This window comes from Ideonella sp. P3_A4, from assembly GCF_056403075.1.
On sequence record NZ_JBFUGE010001275.1, the window covers coordinates 1 to 732 of the forward strand.

Genomic DNA, 732 nt, shown 5'->3' on the forward strand with positions numbered 1-732 from the left:
TGAACCGATAGGCGCTGTCGCTGTCGCGGCTCTTCATCCACGCGTCGCCCGTGACGATGCCGTTGTGGCTGATGCCCAGCGCCGTTCTGGGTCGGGCCTGGTGCTGCGCCGCAATCGCCTCGATGCGGTACACCGGGGGGGCTGCTTGGGCAGCGGTCGCGGCAAAGCCGCCGAGCGCCAGCACGGTGGCTGACGCGATGGGATGGGGTAGGCGCTGCATTCCGTCCTCCTGGGATGGAACTAGGAAGACTGGATGCTAGGCACCCACCTGCAGCTGTCCACTCCCTAGGTCGGGTGCTGGTGAGCACCATTAACTCCCTAGGTCAGCGGATGACGCGGCTGGTGAAGTGCCGCGCCAGACGCACCTCCACCCACGCGGCTACCGCGCTGCGCGCGGTGGCTGTCGTCAGGTCATCTCGGCGCGTGGCCCGCGTGGTGGCGGCCGCTGCCCCAGCCGCACATGCTGTTGTGGATGTCGCGGTGCCACATCGTGCCGCCAGGAAGCGCCGAAGCCCAGCAGCCATTGCGGCAGCGTCATGGCGAACGCGTCTTCCAGCGGCGGCGGCCGCCGCTCACTGAGCACCAGCGCCGTGCGCCGGATGCTTTCGGCCAGCGAATCGCTGGTGCCATAAGCCGTCAGTCCGAAGGTGGCCCAGCGCTCGCCGAGGTCGCCGACTTCGAACTCCGCCAGGTCCACCTCACAGCGCGGGCTCACGTCCGCAGCCTGGATCT

General features: G+C 68.7%; 2 protein-coding genes. Both read right to left on the reverse strand.

Translation table 11 applies throughout. The annotated features are described in order from the left end of the window. Positions 1 to 220, reverse strand: a 220-nt coding sequence (locus AC1DYI_RS37515) for a hypothetical protein (RefSeq protein ID WP_477209127.1), incomplete at its 3' end; no start/stop codon positions are given. 186 nt (positions 221 to 406) lie between these two features. After that, a partial coding sequence (locus AC1DYI_RS37520; protein WP_477209128.1) for a hypothetical protein occupies positions 407 to 732 on the reverse strand: 326 nt, incomplete at its 5' end.